Source organism: Pleurocapsa sp. PCC 7327 (genome assembly GCF_000317025.1).
Taxonomy (GTDB): Bacteria; Cyanobacteriota; Cyanobacteriia; order Cyanobacteriales; family Microcystaceae; genus Hydrococcus.
Genome location: NC_019689.1, coordinates 4656384 through 4679643, shown reverse-complemented (window position 1 = coordinate 4679643; position 23260 = coordinate 4656384). Strand labels below are relative to the sequence as shown.

Annotated in this window: 22 protein-coding genes; 7 read left to right on the top strand and 15 right to left on the bottom strand. The window is 42.7% G+C overall.

Features of this window, described 5'->3' with window-relative positions; translation table 11 throughout:
- Positions 1 to 85 precede the first annotated feature (85 nt).
- Positions 86 to 403, top strand: coding sequence for a DUF16 domain-containing protein (locus PLE7327_RS21030; RefSeq protein WP_015145781.1), 318 nt, complete (start codon positions 86 to 88; stop codon positions 401 to 403).
- Positions 404 to 856: 453 nt separating this feature from the next.
- On the opposite strand, the gene PLE7327_RS21025 is transcribed toward PLE7327_RS21030, so the two are convergent.
- From PLE7327_RS21025 to PLE7327_RS20980, 10 genes are all read right to left on the bottom strand, one after another.
- Positions 857 to 1933 carry a glycosyltransferase gene (locus PLE7327_RS21025; RefSeq protein WP_015145780.1) on the bottom strand — a complete coding sequence of 359 codons (1077 nt, stop codon included), beginning with the start codon at positions 1931 to 1933 and terminating at the stop codon, positions 857 to 859.
- A 61-nt stretch (positions 1934 to 1994) separates the two neighbouring features.
- On the bottom strand, positions 1995 to 3272 hold the full coding sequence (locus PLE7327_RS21020) for a glycosyltransferase (protein WP_015145779.1): 1278 nt from the start codon (positions 3270 to 3272) through the stop codon (positions 1995 to 1997).
- Positions 3273 to 3276: 4 nt separating this feature from the next.
- Entirely contained in the window at positions 3277 to 4233 is a 957-nt protein-coding gene (locus PLE7327_RS21015) for a sulfotransferase (protein ID WP_015145778.1), read from the bottom strand.
- A 7-nt stretch (positions 4234 to 4240) separates the two neighbouring features.
- The gene (locus PLE7327_RS21010) at positions 4241 to 5050 is read right to left on the bottom strand and encodes a glycosyltransferase family 2 protein (RefSeq protein ID WP_015145777.1); all 810 of its coding nucleotides are present in this window, start codon (positions 5048 to 5050) and stop codon (positions 4241 to 4243) included.
- 16 nt (positions 5051 to 5066) lie between these two features.
- Positions 5067 to 6560 carry a lipopolysaccharide biosynthesis protein gene (locus tag PLE7327_RS21005; protein WP_015145776.1) on the bottom strand — a complete coding sequence of 498 codons (1494 nt, stop codon included), beginning with the start codon at positions 6558 to 6560 and terminating at the stop codon, positions 5067 to 5069.
- 148 nt (positions 6561 to 6708) lie between these two features.
- Positions 6709 to 7905 carry a DUF3086 domain-containing protein gene (locus tag PLE7327_RS21000; RefSeq protein WP_015145775.1) on the bottom strand — a complete coding sequence of 399 codons (1197 nt, stop codon included), beginning with the start codon at positions 7903 to 7905 and terminating at the stop codon, positions 6709 to 6711.
- 52 nt (positions 7906 to 7957) lie between these two features.
- Entirely contained in the window at positions 7958 to 8356 is a 399-nt protein-coding gene (locus PLE7327_RS20995; protein WP_015145774.1) for a DUF3119 family protein, read from the bottom strand.
- A 103-nt stretch (positions 8357 to 8459) separates the two neighbouring features.
- Positions 8460 to 9308, bottom strand: a complete 849-nt coding sequence (locus PLE7327_RS20990) for a DNA-formamidopyrimidine glycosylase (RefSeq protein ID WP_015145773.1) — start codon at positions 9306 to 9308, stop codon at positions 8460 to 8462.
- A gap of 120 nt (positions 9309 to 9428) precedes the next feature.
- Positions 9429 to 9662, bottom strand: coding sequence for a photosystem I reaction center subunit IV (locus tag PLE7327_RS20985; protein WP_015145772.1), 234 nt, complete (start codon positions 9660 to 9662; stop codon positions 9429 to 9431).
- Between the two features lie 145 nt (positions 9663 to 9807).
- Positions 9808 to 10455, bottom strand: a complete 648-nt coding sequence (locus PLE7327_RS20980) for a DUF6391 domain-containing protein (RefSeq protein WP_015145771.1) — start codon at positions 10453 to 10455, stop codon at positions 9808 to 9810.
- A gap of 236 nt (positions 10456 to 10691) precedes the next feature.
- Between PLE7327_RS20980 and PLE7327_RS20975 the strand changes: the two genes are divergently transcribed.
- On the top strand, positions 10692 to 10874 hold the full coding sequence (locus PLE7327_RS20975) for a hypothetical protein (protein WP_015145770.1): 183 nt from the start codon (positions 10692 to 10694) through the stop codon (positions 10872 to 10874).
- On the opposite strand, the gene PLE7327_RS20970 is transcribed toward PLE7327_RS20975, so the two are convergent.
- Complete coding sequence (locus PLE7327_RS20970) at positions 10871 to 12067, bottom strand: glycosyltransferase (RefSeq protein WP_015145769.1); 1197 nt, start codon at positions 12065 to 12067, stop codon at positions 10871 to 10873. The genes PLE7327_RS20975 and PLE7327_RS20970 overlap by 4 nt on opposite strands.
- Before the next feature lie 231 nt (positions 12068 to 12298).
- Here PLE7327_RS20970 and PLE7327_RS20965 point away from each other — a divergent pair, with 231 nt between their 5' ends.
- Together PLE7327_RS20965 and dps are read left to right on the top strand one after the other, a co-directional pair.
- Complete coding sequence (locus PLE7327_RS20965; protein WP_015145768.1) at positions 12299 to 13072, top strand: ZIP family metal transporter; 774 nt, start codon at positions 12299 to 12301, stop codon at positions 13070 to 13072.
- Positions 13073 to 13125: 53 nt separating this feature from the next.
- Positions 13126 to 13671 (top strand): DNA starvation/stationary phase protection protein Dps, encoded by a 546-nt coding sequence (gene dps, locus PLE7327_RS20960; RefSeq protein ID WP_015145767.1) that lies wholly within the window; start codon positions 13126 to 13128, stop codon positions 13669 to 13671.
- 322 nt (positions 13672 to 13993) lie between these two features.
- Here the strand turns inward: dps and PLE7327_RS20955 are convergent, their stop codons facing one another.
- On the bottom strand, positions 13994 to 14416 hold the full coding sequence (locus tag PLE7327_RS20955) for a TerB family tellurite resistance protein (RefSeq protein WP_041392458.1): 423 nt from the start codon (positions 14414 to 14416) through the stop codon (positions 13994 to 13996).
- Positions 14417 to 14474: 58 nt separating this feature from the next.
- Positions 14475 to 15815, bottom strand: a complete 1341-nt coding sequence (locus tag PLE7327_RS20950) for a 16S rRNA (cytosine(967)-C(5))-methyltransferase (RefSeq protein ID WP_015145765.1) — start codon at positions 15813 to 15815, stop codon at positions 14475 to 14477.
- 622 nt (positions 15816 to 16437) lie between these two features.
- On the opposite strand from PLE7327_RS20950, the gene csaB reads away from it, so the two are divergent.
- From csaB to PLE7327_RS20930, 3 genes are all read left to right on the top strand, one after another.
- Positions 16438 to 17472 (top strand): polysaccharide pyruvyl transferase CsaB, encoded by a 1035-nt coding sequence (gene csaB, locus PLE7327_RS20940; RefSeq protein ID WP_015145764.1) that lies wholly within the window; start codon positions 16438 to 16440, stop codon positions 17470 to 17472.
- A 344-nt stretch (positions 17473 to 17816) separates the two neighbouring features.
- A complete protein-coding gene (locus tag PLE7327_RS22925; protein WP_015145763.1) occupies positions 17817 to 18986 on the top strand; it encodes a hypothetical protein in 1170 nt (389 codons plus the stop codon).
- A gap of 164 nt (positions 18987 to 19150) precedes the next feature.
- Positions 19151 to 19561, top strand: coding sequence for a hypothetical protein (locus PLE7327_RS20930; RefSeq protein WP_015145762.1), 411 nt, complete (start codon positions 19151 to 19153; stop codon positions 19559 to 19561).
- Between the two features lie 4 nt (positions 19562 to 19565).
- On the opposite strand, the gene PLE7327_RS20925 is transcribed toward PLE7327_RS20930, so the two are convergent.
- Together PLE7327_RS20925 and PLE7327_RS20920 are read right to left on the bottom strand one after the other, a co-directional pair.
- On the bottom strand, positions 19566 to 20951 hold the full coding sequence (locus PLE7327_RS20925) for a hypothetical protein (protein ID WP_015145761.1): 1386 nt from the start codon (positions 20949 to 20951) through the stop codon (positions 19566 to 19568).
- Between the two features lie 213 nt (positions 20952 to 21164).
- Positions 21165 to 23234, bottom strand: coding sequence for an AAA family ATPase (locus tag PLE7327_RS20920; RefSeq protein WP_015145760.1), 2070 nt, complete (start codon positions 23232 to 23234; stop codon positions 21165 to 21167).
- Positions 23235 to 23260: the final 26 nt, after the last annotated feature.

Below are 23260 nucleotides of genomic sequence, written 5' to 3'. Positions count from 1 at the left end.
CGCCGAATACGAGATAATAAAAACAACCCCCCAGGGGTAACTAGGGGACAGGAAAAATTCTTGACCTAATTGAAGTGTAACACTCATGAGCCTAACCATCGAACAAGACTTAAAAGAATACTTAGACAGATTTGAGCAAAAACTAGATAAGCTTGAGCAAAAAATAGATAAAACCGATGAAAAGTTCGAGCAAAAGCTAGATAAGCTCGAGCAAAAGATAGACAAGGTTGATGAAAAGGTAGATAAATTAAGCATCGATATGGCAACGGTGAAAACCAAGATCGATGGACTCGACAAACGAATGGAAAATCAAGAATTCCTGAGTCGAGGAGTATTAATTGGTTTGATCGTCGCTATTCTCGGTGGATTTGCCAAGCTGTTCGGACTCATCGGCAATCCTTAATATCCATTCTGACTCTTCTTTTTCGACGCGATCGCTACAGGGAATCGGCTAATCCATAACTTTATAAGACCATCTCTAAAAAAGAACGCTACAGATGCTCGAGGAAAAAGCCTTACACCCAGAGCTGCTGACTAATTGATAATTCGCAATTGATAATTCGCCATTCGCCATTAAAATCTAAAAACATTGAATTTCTAGCTAGAATCCATCTCTATTCCCAATTGCGAACTGATAATTGCCAATTGCGAATGCTATAAGATGTTTCGCTTCGCGATCGCGACGCTCGATATGACATTTTATACTTTTGGGACAACCTGTCAAATCGACTGGCTATTCTACCGGATTCACTTCTAGGAAGGCGATGCCAGCGAAATACCGAATGTCAATATAAATTGTACCAACTGCATTGCAGAAAGCGAAAATCAATCTTTTAGGAACAGTTAATAGCGCTGCTTAATTAAAACTCTTATTTGACACTAAATTTCGATTTTTTAGCGTGAAAATAAAACTCTCTATCTGTTGAGCAATTTCTCTCCATGATGGACAAGGTGGCTCTGGTAGTGAGAAGTAATCGCGTTCGTGATAGGCTTTTTCCATTGCTCTTGCCAGTGAAGATATATCTCCTGGTTCAAAAAGAATCCCATTCAGCTCCTTTAATGCTTCTGGAATATTGCCAACATTAGGACCAAGACAACGCTTACCAAATGTTGCCGCCAGATAAGGAATTCCCGAATTCGTTGCTTGAAGTCGAGGCGCTATTACCAAGTCGGCAGCGATGGTTTCGCGACAGAGTGTTTTGTCATCAAGACGACGACCATATAAAAAGACTCCGGGGATACTTTTAATCAATGTACGTCGCAAAGGCTTTAGGGGACTTCTTTCAAGAACATACCCGTTACCCGCAATAATCGACTGTTTTTTGGGAATTTTAGCTTTAATAAAGGCCCGAATTAAAAAAGTTAATTCCGACCAAAATCTTATCGCTCCTGGCACAAAAATGCGAAAACTATCGGCTTTGTCAATTGGTCGATCGAGCGGAAGATAGTTAAGCTTGAGCTGCTCGTGCAAGCCATGAGAAATCGTCAGTAAAGGCTTATTTTTGTATATATACTCAGGATAGTAGGTGCTTAATTCGGATATGCTCTGCTTGCCAAGGTGTACGAAAGCATGAGCGCTGTCATAGTTAATTTGGAACAGTTTCTCTAGGTTCTTGTCGAATTGACGAATTCCAGTAGGTCTAGGTTTAACATTATGAACGAAGGCAAGGATTAACGTTTTCTTTTTTATCTGCTTTAACTTATTCTCTAGAAATTCTAGATGATGAGGCTGTAAATTTGTAATTTCCTTGAGAAAGGAAGAAGTGCGAAAATAACCTTCTGCCCATTGACTGACAATAACATCGGGCACCCATTGACTAAAAAAAAGATTGTCGCTATTCCAAAGAACTTCATGTCCCAATTCTTCTAGGGCAAAAGCTAAGTCGTGAATATATGTATTAGGAACGCAAAGATCGGGAATTAAAATTTTCATGAGAATTCTTCCAATTATGTTTTACATTCGCGAGCAAAGCTAAGTTTTTTGCTCGTTTTTTCTACAAATTTGGACTCGATCCGAGCGATTCGTATTTGTTTGTCATACTACCGTAGTATGTTAGAAGTCGATCGAAAATCGTTGCGACGGAAAGCTTTGTCCGAAGACGATCTACAGCCGGATCGATTTCTTCATGATTTGCATTTAGAAAGTTTGCGATCGCATCGACCAAAGCATCTGAAGTGTAAGGACTAAAAGTCTTAATTGCGCCTGGTTCAAGCTTATTATATTCTGCTATTTGAGGTAAATCAAACGCTAGAATAGGACGAGCCACAGAAATCCAGGTTGACAGCGAGGCTGAGGCAGAAAGATTTTTAAAAGGACAAACGGCAAGGTCAGTAGCTAATAAATATAACTCTAATTCTTCCTCAGATAAATAGCCTGTTACTCGCAAACGACACTGGACTCCGCTAGCTTTTGCTAACGTAAAAAGCTGTTCTAGATATGCTTGCGCATAAGGATCGGGACTGGTGCTTCCAGCAAAAATTGCTATGACATCAGCAGGTAATTTTGACATTGCTTCGACTATCAACTGATGCCCTTTACGAGGATGAATAAATCCTAGCAATGTTATGATTTTTTGATTTTTGTCTAGTTTCAGAAGTTCGCGTGCTTTTTGTCGATCTATAGTTATAGACCTCTCTTCAACATAAATAGGCACGATTCGAGTCTTATTATTATTAACAATTACTTTTAGTCGTTGTGCTTCTACTTCCGAGCAGACAAAAACGAATTCTACTCGATTCAATAGCCAACGGAGAGTAAAAGCCTCTAAATTTGCTCCGGAAATGCGTCGTAACGTGGCAAATAACTTGGAGATAGGATTGCTTAATTTTATTTTTTTGGGAGTTGAAGCGACAGAAGATGCAACGGTGTTTTTTTGGGTTGTAGTTGAAACAGTAGGTTGAAACCAACGATTGATAAAGTTAAATGCTTCTGTACTAAAAGAAGGGAGAGGATAAATATCGTGGAGTGTCACGACTAAGGGACTAGAACAAAGGCTGACAAACACCCAAAGAGAATATAACTTTAACCAACTTTGACCCCAAAGATTTTTATTGTTACCAAGACTATATTGAAAATGAACGACATCTGCTGCTGAAAGTTGCTTGGCAGCATCAGTAAGGATGGCACGATTGTGTTTCCAGTCTCTTTTTAAGGTAATGTTGACTTCAGTAACATTTAAATTTTTTCGCTTTTGAGCTTCTCGTGCCAGTAACTTGCCGTAGCGGCAAACCCCGTGCTCAGAAGAGCCAATCTGCAAATAGCCAATCTTCATCCGTTTAATCTGTTGCGATCGTTTTTAAGCGAGTTTGAATGCTTTGAAACAAGCGATTTTTAATCTGCCTGAAGTTACGTTTTGTCTGGTTTGGTATGGACTTGATTAGAATTTGTAGTAGCGGGGTTTGTGTTTGATATCCGAAAAGTTTCATTTCTGACCAAACAACCGCTTCAATTTCGGCTACCATAGACGGCGATAGCTCTTTTTTCCAAAGATCTAGAGATTTTTGACTGATTGACTGAGTTGCTTGATTTTTCCAGGGTTCTCGTACTGTATTGATAGTTTGGGATAGAAGTAGATGATACGACAACATTACTCGCTCGAAGGGCAAACCTAAAAAATCACAAACAGAACGCAGGCTCATTTCAGGATTTAATACCAATTGCTCGTAGTGTAGAGTTAGTATCGGAGCTTGAGAAGGCGGCGAAAGTCGAGCTGTTGCCATATAGCGTCGCCAAACTTCCGCATCTTCGTGCAAGCTGCCATTAGACCAAGGAACTTTTCGCCAAGAGTTGATGACTGCACGTGGATCTCGGATTATGTGAATAAATCGGGCAGTAGGGAAAAATTGCTCTAATATTGACATGTATAGTAAATGATTTGGCGTTTTTTCACCAACTATTCGAGCGTTTTTGGTATAAGCAAATTGCTGTAATATCAGATTGAAAATGGCTGCATAACTTCTTTCAATTTTCCATGCCGCTTCGCGAAAATACTCGGCGTTGAGTCCCATTTCTAGAAATACAGGCAGCGCTACAATATCTTCAATTAATCGACAGTAATTAACATCTTGAGTTAAATCTCCATAGGTTTCTCGCTTGAGATAAAAGTTACGAATAAAATGTGTTTCAGGCGCGATCGCAATATCGGGATGAGCATCTAACATCTGCTGAAGCAACGTCGTTCCCGAACGAGGACAGCCAACGATAAAAATAGGACTTTTAGTATTTGTCTCCATCTTTTCTTTATTTGAAAAAGTGAAATAAGCGAAATTTTTGGGGTTCAGAAAGTTTTACTAATCTTCCTCCTAACGAACCAATTGGATAAATTCCCCATTTATCAATGAATTTTTGTCGATCGCTTTCGCTATCGCTGGTTTGTCTTAAAGTAGGAATGCGGTAAGTAGTGGGATTATGTTCAAAAATAACATCGGGTAAAGCTTTTAAATAAATATTTTGCTGCTTGCATTGTAAAAAAAAGTCAAACAATTCAAAATAAAAGCCATATCTAGGATCGAATTGAACGCGATCGAAAATTTTTTTTCTAGCTAAAAATGTAGCTTGTACGCCATCCACTCGCACGCTACTTAGGTTTAATTTTATAGCTTCATTCAGACTTAAAAAGCTTTTGTAAATAATCGGGCGATCGCCTACCGTTCCCAAATTAAAGAATTGCCCTATTTCTCGATATTTCCCTCTTTCTAGCCAGGCTCCTCCTACAATATCGACCTCTAAATTTTTGTCTAAGTATTCAACCATTTTTGATACAGTGCCCTGCATGATTTGAATATCATCATCCAAAAATAAAATATATGGAGTAGATACATTTTGAGCAACGATCGCTCTAGCAGCAGCAGGACTAATAGGAGACTCAAAAGTAATACTTGTGATGTTTGGAAAGCCTTGATAAATTTCTAAGTTTTCGCTAGTGATTTTACTGTCTACAACCAAAATTGAATGAGCCAAATCAGTATATTTGCTAATACTATTGAGGCATTTACTAATGCGATCGGGTCTACCACAAGTAATAATACCGATAGTTAAATTGACTGTCATAACTACTTTAGCGATATTATTTTCTGAAAATTACCGAATTTTTATTCGGGGTTACTCTTTTTGGAAAAAATTTATGAATGTTGGCAATTTTAAAAACTTCTCTAATAAGATTGGGTGAGATTAGCCAAGTTGTTATTAAATAAATCGACATCCCTAAAACTATACAAATACCTAACAGCAAAGAATTGTTTAACAAATTTCTCAAAGCATATTGAGCTACAAATATAGTAGCAGCCATTATTAATGAAGCTACTGATGGAACAAGAAACTGACGAAAATAGACGAGTGGTTTAATGTCAATTAGCTGGCGCACGCAGAATAAAGGAATAGGGAAAAATAGATAGGCACGAATGGCAAAAGCTAAAGCGACTGCTACAATACCCCAGCGTACAGCTACGGAAAAAGCAATTAGATTCGCAGGAGTATTGATTAGTCCTAATAACAAATTCCAGGAAGGTTTGCCACAAGCTTGAATCACAATGTTGCTAAAGCTGCCGATGGAATTGACTACGCTAACAAAGGAAAGAATTTGTATGACGGGAATACTCTTCGTCCACTGAGTTCCAAACAAAACTTTGACTAGCTCAGGAGCAAGCAGCGTTACGCCTATACAAGTCGGAATAGCAATTAGACTAGCAACGCGAGTTACTGTATAAAAAGCTTGTCGCAAACGTTCTGGCTCTTGCTGTAATCTAGAAAATAGAGACCTCGCTACAGGCGAACCAGTTACATAAGACAACAATTGCGTAATGATAGTAAAGACCTGATAAGCGATCGCATAGTATCCCAAAGGAATGGGACCGAGAAAATAACCAATTAAAAAATCGTCAGTTCTTTTATTAAAAAATAGCAGTAAATTAATCCCAACGATATTGATGCCAAAAGAAAAAAGATTTTGAAAATGCTTTTGGGAAAATTTAAATTTAGGTCGCCAATCGCTTGCCCACCAAAGAACCAAAACTTGAACAACATCGCTAACTAATTGCCGAGTGACCAAACTCCAAACGCCAAACTCCATAAAAGCCATTGTCACGCCAACCAAACTGCCAATGCTTTCGGCAACGAGCGAGCGTATGGCTAAGGTTTTAAAAGCAAGATTGCGCTGAAAAATAGCATCTTGCACCGCACAAAGAGAGCGAAGCAAAAAGCTCACAGATAGCCAACGGATAATCGATGTTAACTCTGGTTGTTTAAAAAAGCTAGCCGCTAAGCTAGCAGTAGCGATGCTAGACGAGGTTATAAGGGTGCCAATAAACAGATTAGTCCAGAAGGCAGTATCGAGATGTTCTGACTGCAAGTCCTGACGTTGAATAATGGCTGCAGAAAATCCTTGATCGAGAAAAACTTCTAGTAAAGCAATAAAGACGCTCGCTAAAGCGACTAAACCAAACGCTTCAGGAGCGAGTAGACGAGCAAGAATGAAAAAAACGGCTAAGCTGAGTAATTGTCTACCTCCATTCTGAATTGCCGACCAAATGACTCCTTTTAGTGCCTTTTGTCTTAGGCTCATGTTTTAGATAATCCCTCAATCTTCATAGACTCTAGCTGTCATAGCGGTTGAAGGTTAGTTTAAAACATAAGTCGGTTAATTTTCAGTCAATTGAGTGGCACTGACAATGGATTTAGCAATTAAACTAACAACTAACCACTAATCCTACCTAATACGTGTAGCTAGACATTTGTTGGGGATCGGCAACAAAAGCAATCCACAAAGGAAACTGTAGAAGAGAAAGATTCACTTCATTTTCGGTTTCGTCAATAATAACCAGGGGAAGTTGTTTATTCTCGACCAGGCGTTCGGCTTTTTGGACTAACGCTTCTGCGGACTCAAACAGGGTCACGCCGCGTTCTGGTCCAAAATCGCTGCGAGAGATTCCCAAGCAGTCTTGCAGTCCCCGCCGCCATTCTCCCAATCGTTCGGGAGTATTTGCCAGTACCAGCGTTCGAGAGCGATCGCCATAAATCCTGTGCAATACTGAAATTATTGCCGAAGCAATCAGGATATTTTGCAAGCGGCTGCCCATACTGCGAATTGCTCCTCGTCCGCCTTGAGAGAAAAACCAGTTTTGTACTCGTTCGGCGTGAATTGGTTCAAAGGTACGTCGCAATTGCCAAGGAGGACCGTAATAGTCGGGACGAGTGCGATATTGTTCTAAAATTCTTTGAATTTCTCTGGTTCGATCTTGAAATCTCTGTTGGGCAAATTGCGGTGCGAGGGATTCTTCAGAGGGAGGTTCGGGTCTTGCCGCTGTCTCTGTTGGTTTTTCCCATTTCTCAAAGGCGGGTAATTCTAACTGTTCTGCTGCCGCCGCTAAATCTTGCAAACTACCGACTAAGTAATCTTTAAATCCTTGTACTCGAATCGCTAGATCTTGGGATACTCCGGCAAAACTGGTACGCATTTCTTCGCGAATGCGATCTCTACGGCGTTCGAGTTGCTCGATTGAGATTTCTAGAGCTTGTTTGCGTCCTTCGAGTTCTTTCATTGCTTCCTGAACCATGCGTCTCAGGGTTTCTTGGGTTTCGGCGATCTGTTCGGAAAGCATTTGAGCTTTTCTCTGTTGTAATTCTTTAATTTCTGCTTCGAGGGTTTGTTTTTGGCGTTCTAGGTCGGCAACTTGTTGAGTTAGTTGTTCTACCTTGGGTTGACTCGATTCTGTTAAAACTGGCGAAGCTGATTCATGCGAGATTTCTTCTATGATTTGTTCGACAAACTCTACTTCAGAAAAATCCGAAGCTTCGGGTTGCGATTCGATTTTTTCAGCTTCCACTTCTTTCGCTAAAAACTCTTTTGATTTATCTGGTGTCTTAGGAGTTAAATCTGATTTTTGGGTGGGTAATTCGTCTGAATTCATTAATCGAATAATCTCTTAAAATTCTGCGATCTATACCTGCTTTACTGTATTCCTAATTCGATCTTTCTAGCGGGTAGTATTTTTCTAGACAAGCTTTTAGAGTTTTTGGATCGAATAGAATTGGCAAAAAGTGAATGCTTTTAATTTCCCTAAAATAGAATAATATTGGTACTCGATCCCAAAAAATTTTCCAATTTTGCCATTCGGCATAAGGAAAATTCCGAATTAATTTTCCAGAGCGGTAGACATCTAGCGCCGTTTTCGTAAATTGTAGTCGAATAGTTGCTGTCTGAAGCATTAAAAACAGCCCAAACAGAGAGATAACTAAACCTACCCAAATTTGTATCCAAGCGATCGGAATTGCAGCTACGATTAGCACCAAGGGGATTTTGTAGCTCGGTGCCAGTTCGACAGTTTGTCCGGTTGCCGGAGAAGGTTGAACTGAAGTCACGGTTAGAAAAGTTTACCCTACTCTAGAACACAGTCTATTTTAACAGTTCCTCACGGAAAGTCCTTGAGTAAGGCATGGAGTGGCATTGGCGATCGCTGCCAAGCTACTGTTGACATTGAGGACAAAAATGAGTAGAACGACCGCCTAATTTCACTCGCGCGATCGCAGTTGCGCAGAGACGACAAGGTTGGTTGCCACGACCATAAACCCAAGCGACGCCGCCATAGTTGCCATTAATTCCCTTGACATTTCGAAAATTGCTAAAGGTCGTGCCGCCTTTGTCAATAGCTGTTTGCAAAACTTCAATAATTGCCAGTCGCAAGCGTTCGATTTGTTCTGGGGTTAGATCTCGTGCGATCGCAGTTGGTCTAATCTGACTTTTAAACAAAGCTTCGTCGGCATAAATATTGCCAATGCCTGCGATAATTTTCTGATCGAGCAAAAAGATTTTAATCGGACGACAGCTATTTTGCAGCTTTTGTTGGAGGTATTGCCAAGAAAAATCGGGAGAAAGCGGTTCGACACCCAATTTTTTCAAACCCGTAATAATCCTTTCTGGCGACTCTTTTGGCGGCACCCACCAAATCTTACCGAACGTCCGCGTATCGACAAAACGCAACTCGCGATCGCCTTCCATAAACAGGCGAATGCGCACGTGTTTTTGCAAAGGGCGATCGCGCTCCAACCACAACAGTTGACCGGTCATGCGCAGGTGAATGCCCAACCAACCAGCACTTTCTGATGAAGCGTTCGTCAGTTGAGCCAACAAATATTTACCGCGTCGCTGCCAGCAAGCGATCTTAGTTCCTACAATGTTTTGGCAAAATTCCGACGTAGAAAGAGGGTAGGCAAGAGTACGCTTGAGTAATACTTCCCCACCCCAAATAACTTGCTTTTGGGTCAGTTGATTGAGATCCCGACAGACGGTTTCTACTTCGGGCAGTTCTGGCACGATTAAGTCCGTTCGCTCGTTAACGCAGGAATAGGTTAAGGGGGTGTTGCAATACCCTCTTCTACTAAGCGGTTGGTTGAGGGCAAGGAAATTTGGCTCCCAACCTCAACCATAGTCACTTTATTTGGCCTTCTTCGCAGGAGCTGCAACTACTTCAAGTTCGTGTTCGGCAAAGTTATTAGTATTTACCCCGCTAGCGTTGCCGCTAAACCCAGTGTAGTTGACCTTATCAAAGCGAACGATGTAAGGATAAATAATGCCGCCTTTTTCAACGCTGGCGACAGTGCCTACATCTCCGTACCAATAGGATTCTTTGCGAAGAATTCTAACTTTTGCTCCACGTTCGATTGCCATAAGTTTGTTTTCCTTGATATATCGGTATCCAATTCAAGATTGCTAGTACCTTATCCTTGAGAAGGACAGGCACCTAGATTTTTCTTTTCTTCTATAAAAGCGTACTACTGGATCTGAACTCCCTAGCGACTCAAAAGTTTAAGTTTTATTGCGGCTCTTGCCATTGTACTGCAACAAAATAGGCAGAACGTCCCCAGAGGTCTTTGGTTGCTGATATATCGGTTAGCTTCAGATTAAAGGGAATCGCGGTAGTCAGATACTTTTGAACGGTGAGTCCTAAATCGGGGGCTAATTGAGTCGCTACGGTAGCGGCTAGACCTAACCCGATTAGTTGTTCGATTGGACCTCTCGGCAAAAGGAAGTGAGCGCCCAACGCTAATCCTGCCGTTAAAAGCATTGAGACTGAAAGATTAGTCCCACAGCGAGGGTGTACTGCTAAATCCCATTCGCCCCCTTGAAGTTTTTGAAGAGCGATGCGGACGGCTCGCTGTAAGTCTAACTGGTTGACTTGACCGTAGAGATAAAATCCCCGGTCGGTAGACAAGCCGCCCAAGGTTTCGTTATCCTGCGGATGAGAATTTTCTGGACCTTGTTCCTCCCCAAGCTGACTTGTCTCGCTTAAAATCCAAACGGTAGCATGTTCTAGGGCATGCACTTGGCGTAACATCAGGATTTCTTTAAGTCCAGGAAGAAAACCCAGCAGTTTGAGAAACTCGCTGTCCTGTGTCGGTTGGGGCTTGAAAAGATCCAAGTCCCAGGCGTTGCCAGTATTAACATAAGCGGAATTCTTCATAGTAAGTTAACGATCCATAGGTAATTAAGCAATCGATGCGTAGCAAAATCGCTGCCCTAATTTCTACTTTACAAATAAAGGCGTGAAACGGGTCATTATCCTAACATCAAATAGGGGAAAGATAAGAGAAACCCCTTGCAGTAATACGGTTAAAGAACTACTAGCCGAAATCAACAAGCAATCGCCATAAAAAATGTGTTAAATAAAAGCTAGAGTTACCCATAGGAAATAGCAGCATGGATAAAGCCGCCCTTCAAGAGAAAGTCGATCGCGTTGCCAAAAAGCGAGAGTTCCTAGTCCAACTTTTGGAGAAACCCAATTTGGGAACCTTGCGTCTTGATGTTTCCCAAGCTTTGGAAGAATTGGACGAGTTGCTAGAAGAATACAAGGCAACCTTTCCCCAAGATCCGACAAATTAATAAACAATAGACGGTTGCAGCGACTCGTCTACATAGCTCATAATTTTCGCCAATCTGCTTTCCCAGGAAAACTGGCGTGCGAACTCGATTTGTTCGGAATATCCCTCAACTTTTCTGGGATGCGTTTCTAACGCCTGCTTCAGAGCGCGGGTATAAGCAGCAACGCTATCAGTCTCGCACCAACCAGCCACGATGTTTGCCGTTTTGAATTCCCTTAGCGGGGGAATCTCAGAGGCAACGATTGGCGTTCCAGAAGCCAAATATTCAAAGAATTTGAGGGGAGAGGTAAAAGTCGCTGCCTGCCCGGAAAGATGAGGGTGAGCTAGGATATCCGCCGCTTGGAGCAAACTGGGCAGTCGTTCGTGTTGTATGTAGCCTAAAAAGATAGCGTTTTTAACTTGCTTTTCTTGCACTAACTGACGATAGGCTTTCAGTTGAGTTTTATTCCCCCCAGCAAAGGCAAACTGAAGGCGGGGTAATTCTTTAGCAACATCCAATAACAAATCGACTCCTTTAAACTTGTACAATCCCCCAGAGTAAACGACTAAATGCTCTCTTGCGTCAACCAGCAATTTTTTTCGCCATTCTGCCGCCGCTTCTGGTTGTCTGACTAAAAAGGATTGATTGTAGCTCAGATGAAGTTTGACGATTTTCTCTGGCGGCATGCCATTTTGAATCATGTTTTCTCTGACTGAATCGGCAACGGTAATTGCTACCTGAAAAAGAGGACTATTAACAATTTCCGGTTCGTATTTGCCGTTGCGATCGTGTTCTCGCTCGTAAATAACAGGAATGCCAGCTCTAATCGCTGTTTTTACCAAATTCCAGTCTAAAGTATGCAATATTTTAGTATGGGGAAAGATATGAACGGGAAAATAGTACTTGCAAACGTAGGTGCTTGGATGAGTCCATTTTCCTCCCTTTTCGCTAATCGGCGATGGCATTGAGAGGGGAATAACCTTTAGTTTGTCTTGAATATTGTAAAAGTTAATCAATTCTTCTGACGGTTTTTTCGGTCGAAATGGATAAAACCAATCGAGAGGATTGAGAGCTTTTTTTCCCTGCTGAATATAGACTAAAATTGCTGGATACCCCAAATTGGCTGCTGCATTAGCCGTATTAACATCGTGAATGATATGGGCTTCGGGTTGGGGCAAGACATTTCTAGTAAAAAAAATATAATGTTTGGACATATTAAAAGTCATCCAAAATTCTTTGATTGTACCGCATTGAATTGAGAACAGCTACGAGAAAAGGCGATCGCAATTTTCAAGCCAATTCTTTTAAAAACTCCCTTGACAAGTCGTATTCGTTATGAGTACACTTTAGAAAGTAGAACAAACTCGTAACGAATACGAATTGTGTCGACGAGCAATCTTTACTACTCCAAAACCCGTTTTTGTTTTAAAATACACAAAGAAAGGATGGAAACAGTTGCTATTGGTTTCGTTGCTAGTTTAATCGCAGGATTAGCAACTGGCGTTGGCGCCCTACCTATCTTGTTAACCGTCAATATGACCGAACGGTTTCAGGGGATTTTGTTAGGATTGGGGGGTGGGGTGATGCTAGGAGCGACTTCCTTTTCTCTAATCGTTCCGGGAGTAGAAGCCGCGATCGCACAGGGTTATTCTAAACCCAAAGCAGCTTTTATTCTCAGCGTAGGGATTTTGTTAGGAGCTGGATTAATTTGGTTAGCTCACGAAAACTTTCCGCACGAACACTTTTTCAAAGGACAGAAAGGAGCTACGCGCCAAAATTTTGAGCGAATTTGGCTATTTATCCTTGCCATCACCCTACACAACTTTCCAGAAGGATTAGCAGTTGGCGTTGGTTTCGGCGGCGAAAATCCTAGCGGCGGACTAGCCTTAGCAACTGGAATTGGCTTGCAAAATATGCCAGAAGGATTAGTTGTGGCGCTTGCCTTGAGAAACTTAAGATATTCAGTAAGTTACTCTTTAGGCGTTTCCTTCTTAACAGGCTTAATCGAGCCAATTGGCGGGATTGTTGGAGCGAGTGTAGTCAGTCTAGCTCAACCGATATTGCCTTGGGCAATGGCGTTTGCTGCGGGCGCAATGTTATTCGTTATCGTGGATGAGATTATTCCGGAAATTAATTGTAAGGGTTTGGCTCAAGAGGGAACCTTTGGAGTGATGACCGGATTCGTAGCGATGATGTTTATGGATACAGCGTTTGGCTGATGACATTCGATCGCTAATCTTGTAAAGCTTAATAAGAGAAAGGAGAAATCATCATGGCGACAACACAAGTAACTCAAACGGGCAAATCTGCATTGTCTACACGTTTCTATCCGACTCGCATCGATTTATCGGCTGACATTCGCAAGTCAGTAGTAGAAATTCTCAATCAAACCCTGGCTGCCACGTTGGATCTTAAAACCCAAGTCAAACAAGCTCACTGGAATGTTAAGGGCATGCACTTCTACCAATTGCACGAGCTATTTGACGAACTAGCTACCGAGTTGGAAGGGTATGTAGATCTGGTTGCCGAACGAGTTACCGCGCTTGGCGCTACGGCGATGGGAACGGCTCGCATTGCCGCAGCACAGTCCATCCTACCAGAATACCCTTATGATATTGTAGATGGCGCAGAGCATGTAACAGCCTTAGCAGAACGTTACGCTCAATATGCCGCTCACCTTCGGGGGGCAATCGACAAAACTGACGAGCTGGGAGATGCAGACACCGCCGATCTTTACACCGAAATTTCCCGCGACATCGACAAGCGCTTGTGGTTCCTAGAAGCTCACTTAGTTAAAAAAGGGGATGTAGTCGGCTAATCGGTTCTAGCGATTAACAAACAAAGCCTGCCGCTTGTGGCAGGCTTTTAATGCTTAAAGTTCTACTTCTTCGCACTTGCGATCGAGTCCGATTGATAAGAGCTTAAAGATTTTCTACTCCGGTGAATATCTCACTTGCGATCGCGACTTTTCTTCTATTCTATCCCTCGCTCCACAAACCAGTGTTTTTTCCTGTCACTGTGGCTTACAAATTTGGCTGCTTCGGTCAAAGCCGAACACTCTGCATTTCTATAGAAAATAAAGCTAGAGAAAGCAAAACCGATGATGAGTGAGTTATGAACGAACCCGCTCGTGCCTTCGCTCAAGCATGCTCGCTAATAGCTTTTCGATATAGTTTTTGAATGGTTTTAAGAACTTTGTCACCAGTCGATTTGGGAGATTCGCTAGACGGATCGAGAAGCTGTACTTTAGTTAGCAATTTAGCTTCTTGCGTTGGAATATCGCCATCGCTGTAAATTAGAGCGCTAATGGCTTCTAACAATCCATAATAATCCTTCTGAGAAGGATTTTTGCCTACATAGTCCTCTAGCCACTGGTAACATTCTGCTGGTTTTACGGGTTTGAGTTCGGATAAAAGCGATTGAATTTCTGGGTCATCAGCTATTCCAGTGTTGGCTGCCATGCGGCGTAAATAGTTTCGTTCTTCTGGTTGAATGATGCCGTCTAGCCAAGCAACACCAACCAAAATTTTTAGGAGTTGTTTTGCGTCCACGTCTTTTTTCATCATTAAAAAATATTACGTATCTAACTTGTCCTACAAGAAAGGTTTCTTCTGATATCTTTTATTTTTTCTTCAACTTCACCATAAAAAAACCATCCATCTGATGTAGGTGAGGTAAAACTTTAATCCATCCTTCGCTGGTTGTAAAGGGGACGGCGGGAGAGTCGGGAGATGGCGGTTGAATTTGCCAATCGGGATGGCGATCGCAAAAAGCTCGTACTACTGTTTCGTTTTCTAGGGAATTGAGCGTACAAGTTACATATACTAATGTACCTCCAGATTTTACCCAGGTGGCTGTTTGCGTTAACAGTTCTTCTTGTAGGCGAGACAGTTGAGCGATCTTTTCTGGGGTTTGTCGCCAACGAATGTCAGGTCGCCTGTGCAGCGTTCCCAGTCCAGAACAGGGAGCATCTAGCAAAACGCGATCGCCCCTTTGCCTAAATTGGGAAAACTGACGACTGTCGCCCGTGCAAATTTGAATCGATTGGAGTTGCAAGCGTTGGATATTTTCTTGAAGTTTGCGCAAGCGAGATTCGACGCGATCGCACGCCCAGATCGTACCGCGATCGCCCATCAGTTCGGCAATATGGGTTGTTTTGCCTCCCGGTGCGGCACAGGCATCGATGACGACTTCTCCGGGTTGGGGATCGAGCAAATGGGCGACTAACTGGGCGCTACTATCTTGCACCGTCCACCATCCCTCCTGAAAACCGGGTAATTGTTGAATCGATCGCGCTCCTCCTATTAATCTTAACGCCTGCGGTAAGTAGGGAACGCGAGAGACAGTAATGCCAGCATCAGCCAAGGCAGTTGCGACTTCATCGATAGTCGTTTTGAGAATGTTGACCCGCAAGTCGATCTCAGGAGGTCGATTAAACCACTCGCATAACTTTTCCGTTTCTGCAACTCCGAATTGCGCTAGCCAAAGCTGGATAATCCAGTCGGGAAAGCTGTAGGCGATTCCCAGTCGTTGAACGGGATCTGTAGGCAATTCTAGAGGATCGCTACCTTGGGCCGCTAGACGTTCGTATTGGCGCAAAAGTCCGTTAACTACGCCAGACAGCGATTTTAATCCGTTTTTTTTGGCTAATTCTACGCTGGTATCGACAGCGGCAGAAGCGGGAATGTGACTGAGGTAGCGTAACTGGTATAAACCGATCTGGAGAATAATGCGTAAATTTGGCGGTTGTTGAGAGGCTTTCTTTTTGCCGAGTTGGTCGATTAAAGCATCGAGCGATCGCTGTCGGCGGACGATACCATAAACTAATTCTGTAACCAAAGCGCGATCGGCACCGCTAGGGTTAGTTTGGCGCAAGACGCGATCTAGAGCAACATCTGTATAAGCTCCCCGTCGATAAATAGCATGGAGAGCATCAAAAGCCAGTTGACGCGGAGTTGGCATGATAGCAGTTCTCTCTCAGAAGTCGGAACTCGGCGCTGCTCGGACGTTAGTCCTGCGCGGCGGAGTCGGAATTCGGAAGACAGAAGTTTGAAGGCTTTTAGGCAGAAGTCAGAAGTACAGGGAGAATCAATCCTTTCATCAAATGACTAATGACCCATGACAAAGGACAATTGACCAATCCCCAATCCAAAATCCTTTCATCCAAAATGGTATTAGACTGTACCTCTCTTAGAAAGAGAAAACGGTATGAGGTCTATATTCTCGCGAATATCGAGGAAGTCTTTATCCAGCTTATCCGATCGCGCTGGCAGTCAGTTGTCGATCGAAACAATTCTTGGAGAAGCGATCCTCGGAGCTTCGCTCCGTCCGGGGCGGTTGACAATTCGCAATTAAAGAGGAAGAATCTGGGAAATGTTGAGCGATTGCTCAACATGATATCTAAATATTTTGGCAAGAGACGAGCATGATGGCGATCGCGCTCACAATCGAAGATGAAAATCTTTTTTCATAAAAGGTCTAATAGCTCCAATTGTGAATTGCGAATTGGGATGACACTGAGCCAATTGTTGAGAAAATATAAACGATCGAGCAAAAATCTTCCAACAAACAAGGACAAAAAGTAATGCGGGCAGTCATTTGTGGATATTACGGGAAAGGAAATGCCGGAGATGAAGCCTTATTAGTGTCTTTAGTACAAATGTTGCCCAAACGGATAACTCCCATCGTCCTTTCCGGCAATCCAGCCCAGACTAGCAAGCGCTATGGGGTAGAAAGTTGCGATCGCCGTTCGGCTTTTCCGGTTTTGCGGGCGCTCAAAGCGTCAGAACTGTTTATTTGGGGAGGCGGCAGCTTGATCCAAGACGTTACCAGTTTTGCCAGTCCTTTTTATTATATTGGATTGATGGCATTGGCGCAGCAGCGAGGCTTAAAAACGATCGCTTGGGCGCAGGGAATCGGTCCTCTCAAGCGTTCGATAACGCGATCGATGACGAAACGGGTTTTGCAAGGATGCACGGCTATCAGCGTTCGCGATCGCGTCTCGGCTGCCCTAGTAGCTGAGTGGAACCTTTCTCCCATTCTTGCCCCCGATCCGGTTTGGGCAATGGAAGCAAAACCCGTTCAAGGGTTGTGGGATTTGCCCGCTCCCAGAGTCGCTGTCAATTTGCGCTCTCATCCACAACTGACTCCTCAACGCCTTGCCAATCTGACTCAGGCATTAATCGATTTTCAGAAAGCGACGAAAACCTGTATTTTACTCGTTCCTTTCCAAGCGTCTCAGGATCTGGCGATCGCCCGTTCTATTGCCGAGCAACTTCCCGGAGAGCGTCATCTCATTTCCCTCGAAGATCCCAGGGAATTAAAGGGATTATTCCGAGGCGTAGAAATGGCGATCGGGATGCGCTACCATAGCCTCATCATGGCAGCTGCTGAAGAATGTCGCTGTTTTGCCCTCAGTTACGATCCCAAAGTGAGTCGGTTGATGGAAGAAATTAATCTGCCCGGATGGGAATTAGAAGACCTTCCCAACGATCCCAACGTCATTAGCACCGCCTGGTTGGAACACTATGTCAATGGGGAATCTTTGACACCCGCTCAAATTCGGTCTCTAGTCGATCGCGCTCTGATGCATCGGGAAATTTTAGCAAAGGTTTGTTAGGAGCTATTGGGATTTTGGATTTTGGATTAGTCAGTAGGGATGGGTTTATCTAAAAACACGAGAGATTTCCCCACAGTTACTGTCAAAAACCCGCCCGTACAGTGGTTAGTAGTTAATTGTCCCCTCCTCTCCCCACACTCCCCACATCTCCCACACTCCCCCTACTTCCGAATTCCGAATTCCGATTTCCCTTTGTCTTTCCCAACTGGGGGAACAAAAACGCAAATTCTGCGGTCATTGACACTCGTAGCCAATGCTAGCGGCGCGTAACTAAAGCGCGATCGCGTTAACGAATCTCAAAACAACGAGAGAGTTTCCGATAGGTTCTAACGAATTGACCTGTGATGAGTGACGCTAATTCCTCAAATATTCCTCCTTCACAATCCAATTTTTCTTCTGCCGACAGCGACTTGTCGGAAAACCGAAGCGTTCCGATACCAGATGAGAATCTAGAAGAACAACTTTTATCCCTCATAGAGTTGGCAAACTCTACAGACGACGAGTTGCCTGAAAATTCGGACGATTCCGAACGCCAGCAGACGCTGGAGGAGCAACTCTGTTCTCTGATGGAAACGATTGATTCCTCGGAGCCGCCATCTCCTGGAATTAAATCTGAGACAGTCGAACTAGAGGCTTCTTTAGTCGAGGCTGACAGTAACTGGTATAGCGAACGACTAGAAGGAGACACTGATTGGTTTGAGATCGCCCATCAACTCGAAGAACAAAACCAAGAACGCGATCGAACCATCCTTCAACTCAGACAAGCGCTAAAAGAATCGCAGCAACAGTTACAGGAGCGATCGCAAAGCGCAGAGGAAGCGATCGCCCAACAGGCAGAACAACTTCAGCAAGCCCAAAACCATATTGCCCGTTTAGTGGCTCGATTAGATGCCTCCCAGCAGCAGGTCGAACGCCAGCAACTGAAGATTGCCACTCTCTCGCAACAGCTTGAGTTCGCCCAACAACAAATTGCTCGCTTAGAACGAGAATGCGCCCTGCTCCAAGAAGACTGCAACGACAAAGACCAAAAACTCCTCGCGATGGAAAAACATATTCGGGAATTATGGTCTCGACTTCATCGCCAGCAGCGCTATGCCTTGGAGTACAAAGCGGCACTAGAGCAGTATTTAGGCGCCTCAGACGCTCGCGTTGTCCTCAGTGAGTCGTCTAATTTTTCCCTAACTCCCCCTGTGACTTCTAAAGTTACCGCGATCGAACCTTGGTCGAGCCAAAGCGATCGCTTTCCCCCCTCGCCACCAAAAGATGCCAATGCAATCGATTCTAGTCTCGACAAGCCACTAGAAGAAGCATTCATTATGGAGATCGATGCTTCTGAGGTTTTGGAAATAGACGAGTCTGACGCTGAAACCCCCAATTCAAATCCCAATTCTCAAATTACTACCCCGCCTCGCCCAAACTGGCCCTCACCGATAATTTCTTCTACCCAAAAATTGCAAGCTCAGGGTTCGGTCGATCTCCCGTCTTTCTTGCGTAACCGTCGTTCTAGTGAATGAAAAAGGGGAATCATACTCCTTTTTGCTAGATTGCTAGATTAGGCAGATGCCTTGGCTATGTAAACGCTCGTGCGATACACCATGCAAACCTTGCCATTTTTGTCGCAAAAGCGATTGTACGCGTTAATAACATAGAGATAGATAAAGTATTGGGGGAAAGTTTTATGCTCCGCCAAATTAGTCTAATTTTAGGCATAGGAGCCTTTTTGACGATTTGTGCCAATACAGCTCAAGCAGAACCAGTAGAAAAAACAATTACGGCGCAAAGAGTACAAAGATCGACGCGGGACTTTTTCGACAGGATTGAAAATCGCAGTTTCGCGAACGATCCGGAAGTTTTTTTCCCTGAGATTTCGCAGGAAACAGCTCCTTACTTTTCTGAAGGCACAGTTGGTAATTTGTCGATGTACGATGCCGAATTTGAAGCGTTTGGCGAAGAGTTTAAAGTTGACGTAGGAGAAAATATCGGCGATCGCGATCTCTTTTTCAATCCTTCAGTGCCTCCTGGAAGAGATATCAATGATGAGAAAGTTCGAGTTCTCATAGAGTTAGAGCAATGGAACAACCAAAGGTAACCGCTCAATTTTTTGCGATCGTACTCTCCAATGCCATTTGTAAGTCTTTCGTTAGCGTGGCAACGGCTTGACGGCGATTTTGTTTATAGTCATGCCAACGATCTGAAACAGAAATCGGTTCGCCAATTGTCATATGAACTTGCTGTTTTCCCAGGCGAGGGCGAAAGAAAGGGTTTCCACTTTTGATGCGAGTGACGCAATCCCACAACAGTAAGGTTGTCTCTGCAATTCGCTCTGCCGTCGGTTTTTCCTGCACGTAGTACCACGTAACGGCAACAAAAGTTTCTACCAGTCGCATATGCCACATCCGCAAGTTGGCTTCTTCAGCAATGCGATCGGCCAATCCCCGTTCTACTGGCGAGAGATTATGGGTGGATTTGAGTTCTTCGCGATAAATATAATCCCATCCCGCTTGTTCTAGACGACGACAGCGATCGATAAAGTTACCTTTTGGTGGTAAGACGAAAAACTCTTCTGCAACCTTGAGAGCAACGTCTAGTAAATTCTGCAATCGAATTGATAAGACTGCCTCAGCATCTAACTGGCTTGTTTCTGTCTTCGGTTGTGGTAAGGTTTGATGATAAAACTCTCGATAAAATTCCTCCATCAGCGATAAAAGATGCTCTCCCAATCGATAAAGTCTCTGATAGAGAATCTTTTCATCGGATGCTTCTGATGTTTGGAGAGTGGTTAAACCAGTTTCGATTTCTAATTGCGTTAAGAGTTTTTCTATTTCTTTCCAGGGAGGAGTAACGTAACGATACTGTATGCCGACGGGGACAATGAGAACTTGTTGGGAACGTTGGGCTTTTTGTAGATCTTCAATGCACCAAAAGCCGAGTTGTGAAATTCCTGGTTCTATAGGACTGACAATCTCGTTATGACCGTTGGTTGCTCCCTCTGGTGCTGCCATCATAGGAAAACGACCCTCTGCAAACAACTGACGCGCCGATCGCAATCCCATCAAGTCCATTTTGCCGCGCACGATGGGAGTGCCGCCCAACTGAGAGTAAAGCCATCCTATCCTCTCGCCTGCCCAAAGAGGAATGCCGCGATCGTAGATAAAATGGGCGTGGGTAGGAGTTTGTAGCGAGATCCCTTGTCTTCTTGCCACCTGGGGAAGTAATTTCCAAAGAAGATAAACCATGGCGTAGGGATCTTCGCTATTGGGATGGCGAAATGCCATCAAAAAACGAATTTTTCCTTGTTGAAACTGATGGTAAAGATCGGCTAAAATTTCGACGCGATCGGCTTGAATGCTAGCAATATTCGTTTTCCACCGCAACCACAGCGGCAAAATGATTTGAGAACCTCGCAAAACTATAGGATTGAGAGAAGGAGGAATGAATTCTAGCGGTGGTTGAGCGCGGATCTCGCGACCCTTCATCATTTAGGCTTAATAAATTTTAATTAAATTTTTGTAACAACCAGCGATTAATTTGCCCGTCATCTTCTTTCTGAGTGCGCCTCAAAGTAGCCAGAGAATAAATTCTTTGTCTAAGATGCTAAAGTCCGTCTTATAGGACTTGATATTTGGGGGACAAGAAATTTATTTCTTGGCGAAATCAAGGTGAAATCAAGTCACAATGAAATAACTCTGGAATTAACCATCTTTTTCGATTTCAATTATTTCGGTATATTCAAACGAATTAGAACTTCGCTTAACTAAAGGATAACGCTTTCCACCTCGCGCGATCGCATCTTCTTCGCAATCTGGTTTGGGAGAGTTATAAACTAAAACATATTCTCTACCGATATAATTGCTGATTTCTTCTTCTAATTCTCCTCGCCACTGCGTTTTTGTCACTAAAACGAGCAATTGATTGGCTAATTGAGGAATAGTTTTTGCCACCTGCCGTCGATAGATTTCATCTAAACTTCCAAAGGGAGAATCCATGACAATTGGAAAGGTACTGCTATCGGGTCCCATAAGAGTATTTTTTTGACTCCATTCTCTTACTCTATCGATAATTCCTCCGATAAATGATAAGCTCAAAATCTGATTTTCTCCTGTAGAGGCAGCAACGGGAACGGCGATTCCCGATGTATTTTCTACAAGATTGAGTTCATAACTATCGCTAATTCTAGGAATATAAGGGGTAAAAGAAATCGAACTAAAGATTTCTTTAACTCGCTTTTCTAAAGAGAGACGGAATTGTTTTTCTAGACGATTTTTGACTTCTATTAACCGCGCGATCGCCTCCTCAGTTGCTCGAATTCGTCTCTGGGCTAATACTTGTTTTTCTTCCTTGATTTTCTGCTTAGAAATCTGCTTAGCAATTTCCTCAATTTCCTTTTCGATGACTTCTATTTGATGTTGATGAGACCCCTGTTCTAAAATAAATTCTTTAATAGCGTCTTCTATTTCATCTACTTGTTTTTGAATGGCTTTAATCTCTTCATCGGGATAATGTCTAAATTTATTACCGATCTCGTCTAATTCATTTTCAACTTGTGCTAATTCTATTCTCCATTGATTGATTTTTGCTTGTTCTGTATCGACTTCTTGCCAAAATTCTAAAGCTTGTTTTTCAATCTCTATAACCTGAGATTCTAAACGAATTGCTGACTCTTCTACATCAGCCATTCCGGCTCGATTCATCCATTCTTGAACTTGTTTATAAGGATCGCTGTCTTCAACAAGTTCGATTCCACAAATACAGCGTTTTCTGTCTAATAACTGTTGAACGAATTGTTGTTTAATGCCACTAGGTAACTCTCCTCTTTTTCGCAGTTCGTCAATTAAAGAATTAAATTGTGAGATAATTTCAGGAAGGAAAATACTATAGCCTCGATTTGAGAGCGATCGCTGAATTTTCTTTTTTGCTTCTAATAGATTTTGTCGTAAGACATTTTCTTGTTTTTCTAGTTTTTCTTTAAGTTGTTTTAATTCTTCTGCCCCGCTCAACTCTAATAAACGATGAGAAAGGCTTTTTTTCAACCCTTCCTGTTGAGTTAATGTTTGAATAATTAGTTGCCGGCTTTGCTGTAATTGCTCTTTCTCTTTTTCTAATTTTGATTGCGCTTGCAAGAGCTTTTTTGTATCTGGATCGCCAATCTCTTTCAATTCTTCTTGTAAAGCTTTTTTAGCTTTTTTCAAATGCTCGATCGCGCGATCTAAAACTTTAACGCCTAATAACTCTTTGGTATCTTCGGCGATATTACTCTTTTCACTCGCTCGAAAAATATGGTCGATATGTTCTCCATCAAAGAAAAAATATTGATGCAAACTTTCTGGCAATATTCTATTAATAATATCGTCTGGCTGTTGCAGCGGAGGATACCAACGTCCGTCATCTCCCGCTATCAACATAAAAAACTTACTTTGGCTATATTGAATCTTGTTATCCTTATCGCGACAAGCGTAACATTTACGCTTGACTTGATAGCGTTTATTTTCATGCTCGAATTGAACTTCTACCCAACAATCAACCGATACGCCAATATTCGCTTCATGAATTGCTCGTTTATTAATCAATAAATGAGGAGATGCAAAAGCAGCCGTAAATTTCTCATAAAGTGCCCAGGTAAACCCATTGAGGAGAGTTGTTTTACCCGCACCATTATTCCCATGAATAATCGTTGTATTTTGTTTCCCAAAAGCCAGAATTATTTCAGGAGTTTTTCCATAAAATTGTCGAAAATTACACAGTTTAATCGAGAGAAGCTTCATAGAAGTCTAATAAATTTACTCCAAAA

Coding starts and splice junctions, on each gene's coding strand:
- PLE7327_RS21030 (WP_015145781.1), top strand. CDS start 86: ATGAGCCTAACCATCGAACAAGACTTAAAAGAATACTTAGACAGATTT.
- PLE7327_RS21025 (WP_015145780.1), bottom strand. CDS start 1,933: ATGAAAATTTTAATTCCCGATCTTTGCGTTCCTAATACATATATTCAC.
- PLE7327_RS21020 (WP_015145779.1), bottom strand. CDS start 3,272: ATGAAGATTGGCTATTTGCAGATTGGCTCTTCTGAGCACGGGGTTTGC.
- PLE7327_RS21015 (WP_015145778.1), bottom strand. CDS start 4,233: ATGGAGACAAATACTAAAAGTCCTATTTTTATCGTTGGCTGTCCTCGT.
- PLE7327_RS21010 (WP_015145777.1), bottom strand. CDS start 5,050: ATGACAGTCAATTTAACTATCGGTATTATTACTTGTGGTAGACCCGAT.
- PLE7327_RS21005 (WP_015145776.1), bottom strand. CDS start 6,560: ATGAGCCTAAGACAAAAGGCACTAAAAGGAGTCATTTGGTCGGCAATT.
- PLE7327_RS21000 (WP_015145775.1), bottom strand. CDS start 7,905: ATGAATTCAGACGAATTACCCACCCAAAAATCAGATTTAACTCCTAAG.
- PLE7327_RS20985 (WP_015145772.1), bottom strand. CDS start 9,662: ATGGCAATCGAACGTGGAGCAAAAGTTAGAATTCTTCGCAAAGAATCC.
- PLE7327_RS20980 (WP_015145771.1), bottom strand. CDS start 10,455: ATGAAGAATTCCGCTTATGTTAATACTGGCAACGCCTGGGACTTGGAT.
- PLE7327_RS20975 (WP_015145770.1), top strand. CDS start 10,692: ATGGATAAAGCCGCCCTTCAAGAGAAAGTCGATCGCGTTGCCAAAAAG.
- PLE7327_RS20970 (WP_015145769.1), bottom strand. CDS start 12,067: ATGTCCAAACATTATATTTTTTTTACTAGAAATGTCTTGCCCCAACCC.
- PLE7327_RS20965 (WP_015145768.1), top strand. CDS start 12,299: ATGGAAACAGTTGCTATTGGTTTCGTTGCTAGTTTAATCGCAGGATTA.
- dps (WP_015145767.1), top strand. CDS start 13,126: ATGGCGACAACACAAGTAACTCAAACGGGCAAATCTGCATTGTCTACA.
- PLE7327_RS20955 (WP_041392458.1), bottom strand. CDS start 14,416: ATGAAAAAAGACGTGGACGCAAAACAACTCCTAAAAATTTTGGTTGGT.
- PLE7327_RS20950 (WP_015145765.1), bottom strand. CDS start 15,815: ATGCCAACTCCGCGTCAACTGGCTTTTGATGCTCTCCATGCTATTTAT.
- csaB (WP_015145764.1), top strand. CDS start 16,438: ATGCGGGCAGTCATTTGTGGATATTACGGGAAAGGAAATGCCGGAGAT.
- PLE7327_RS22925 (WP_015145763.1), top strand. CDS start 17,817: ATGAGTGACGCTAATTCCTCAAATATTCCTCCTTCACAATCCAATTTT.
- PLE7327_RS20930 (WP_015145762.1), top strand. CDS start 19,151: ATGCTCCGCCAAATTAGTCTAATTTTAGGCATAGGAGCCTTTTTGACG.
- PLE7327_RS20925 (WP_015145761.1), bottom strand. CDS start 20,951: ATGATGAAGGGTCGCGAGATCCGCGCTCAACCACCGCTAGAATTCATT.
- PLE7327_RS20920 (WP_015145760.1), bottom strand. CDS start 23,234: ATGAAGCTTCTCTCGATTAAACTGTGTAATTTTCGACAATTTTATGGA.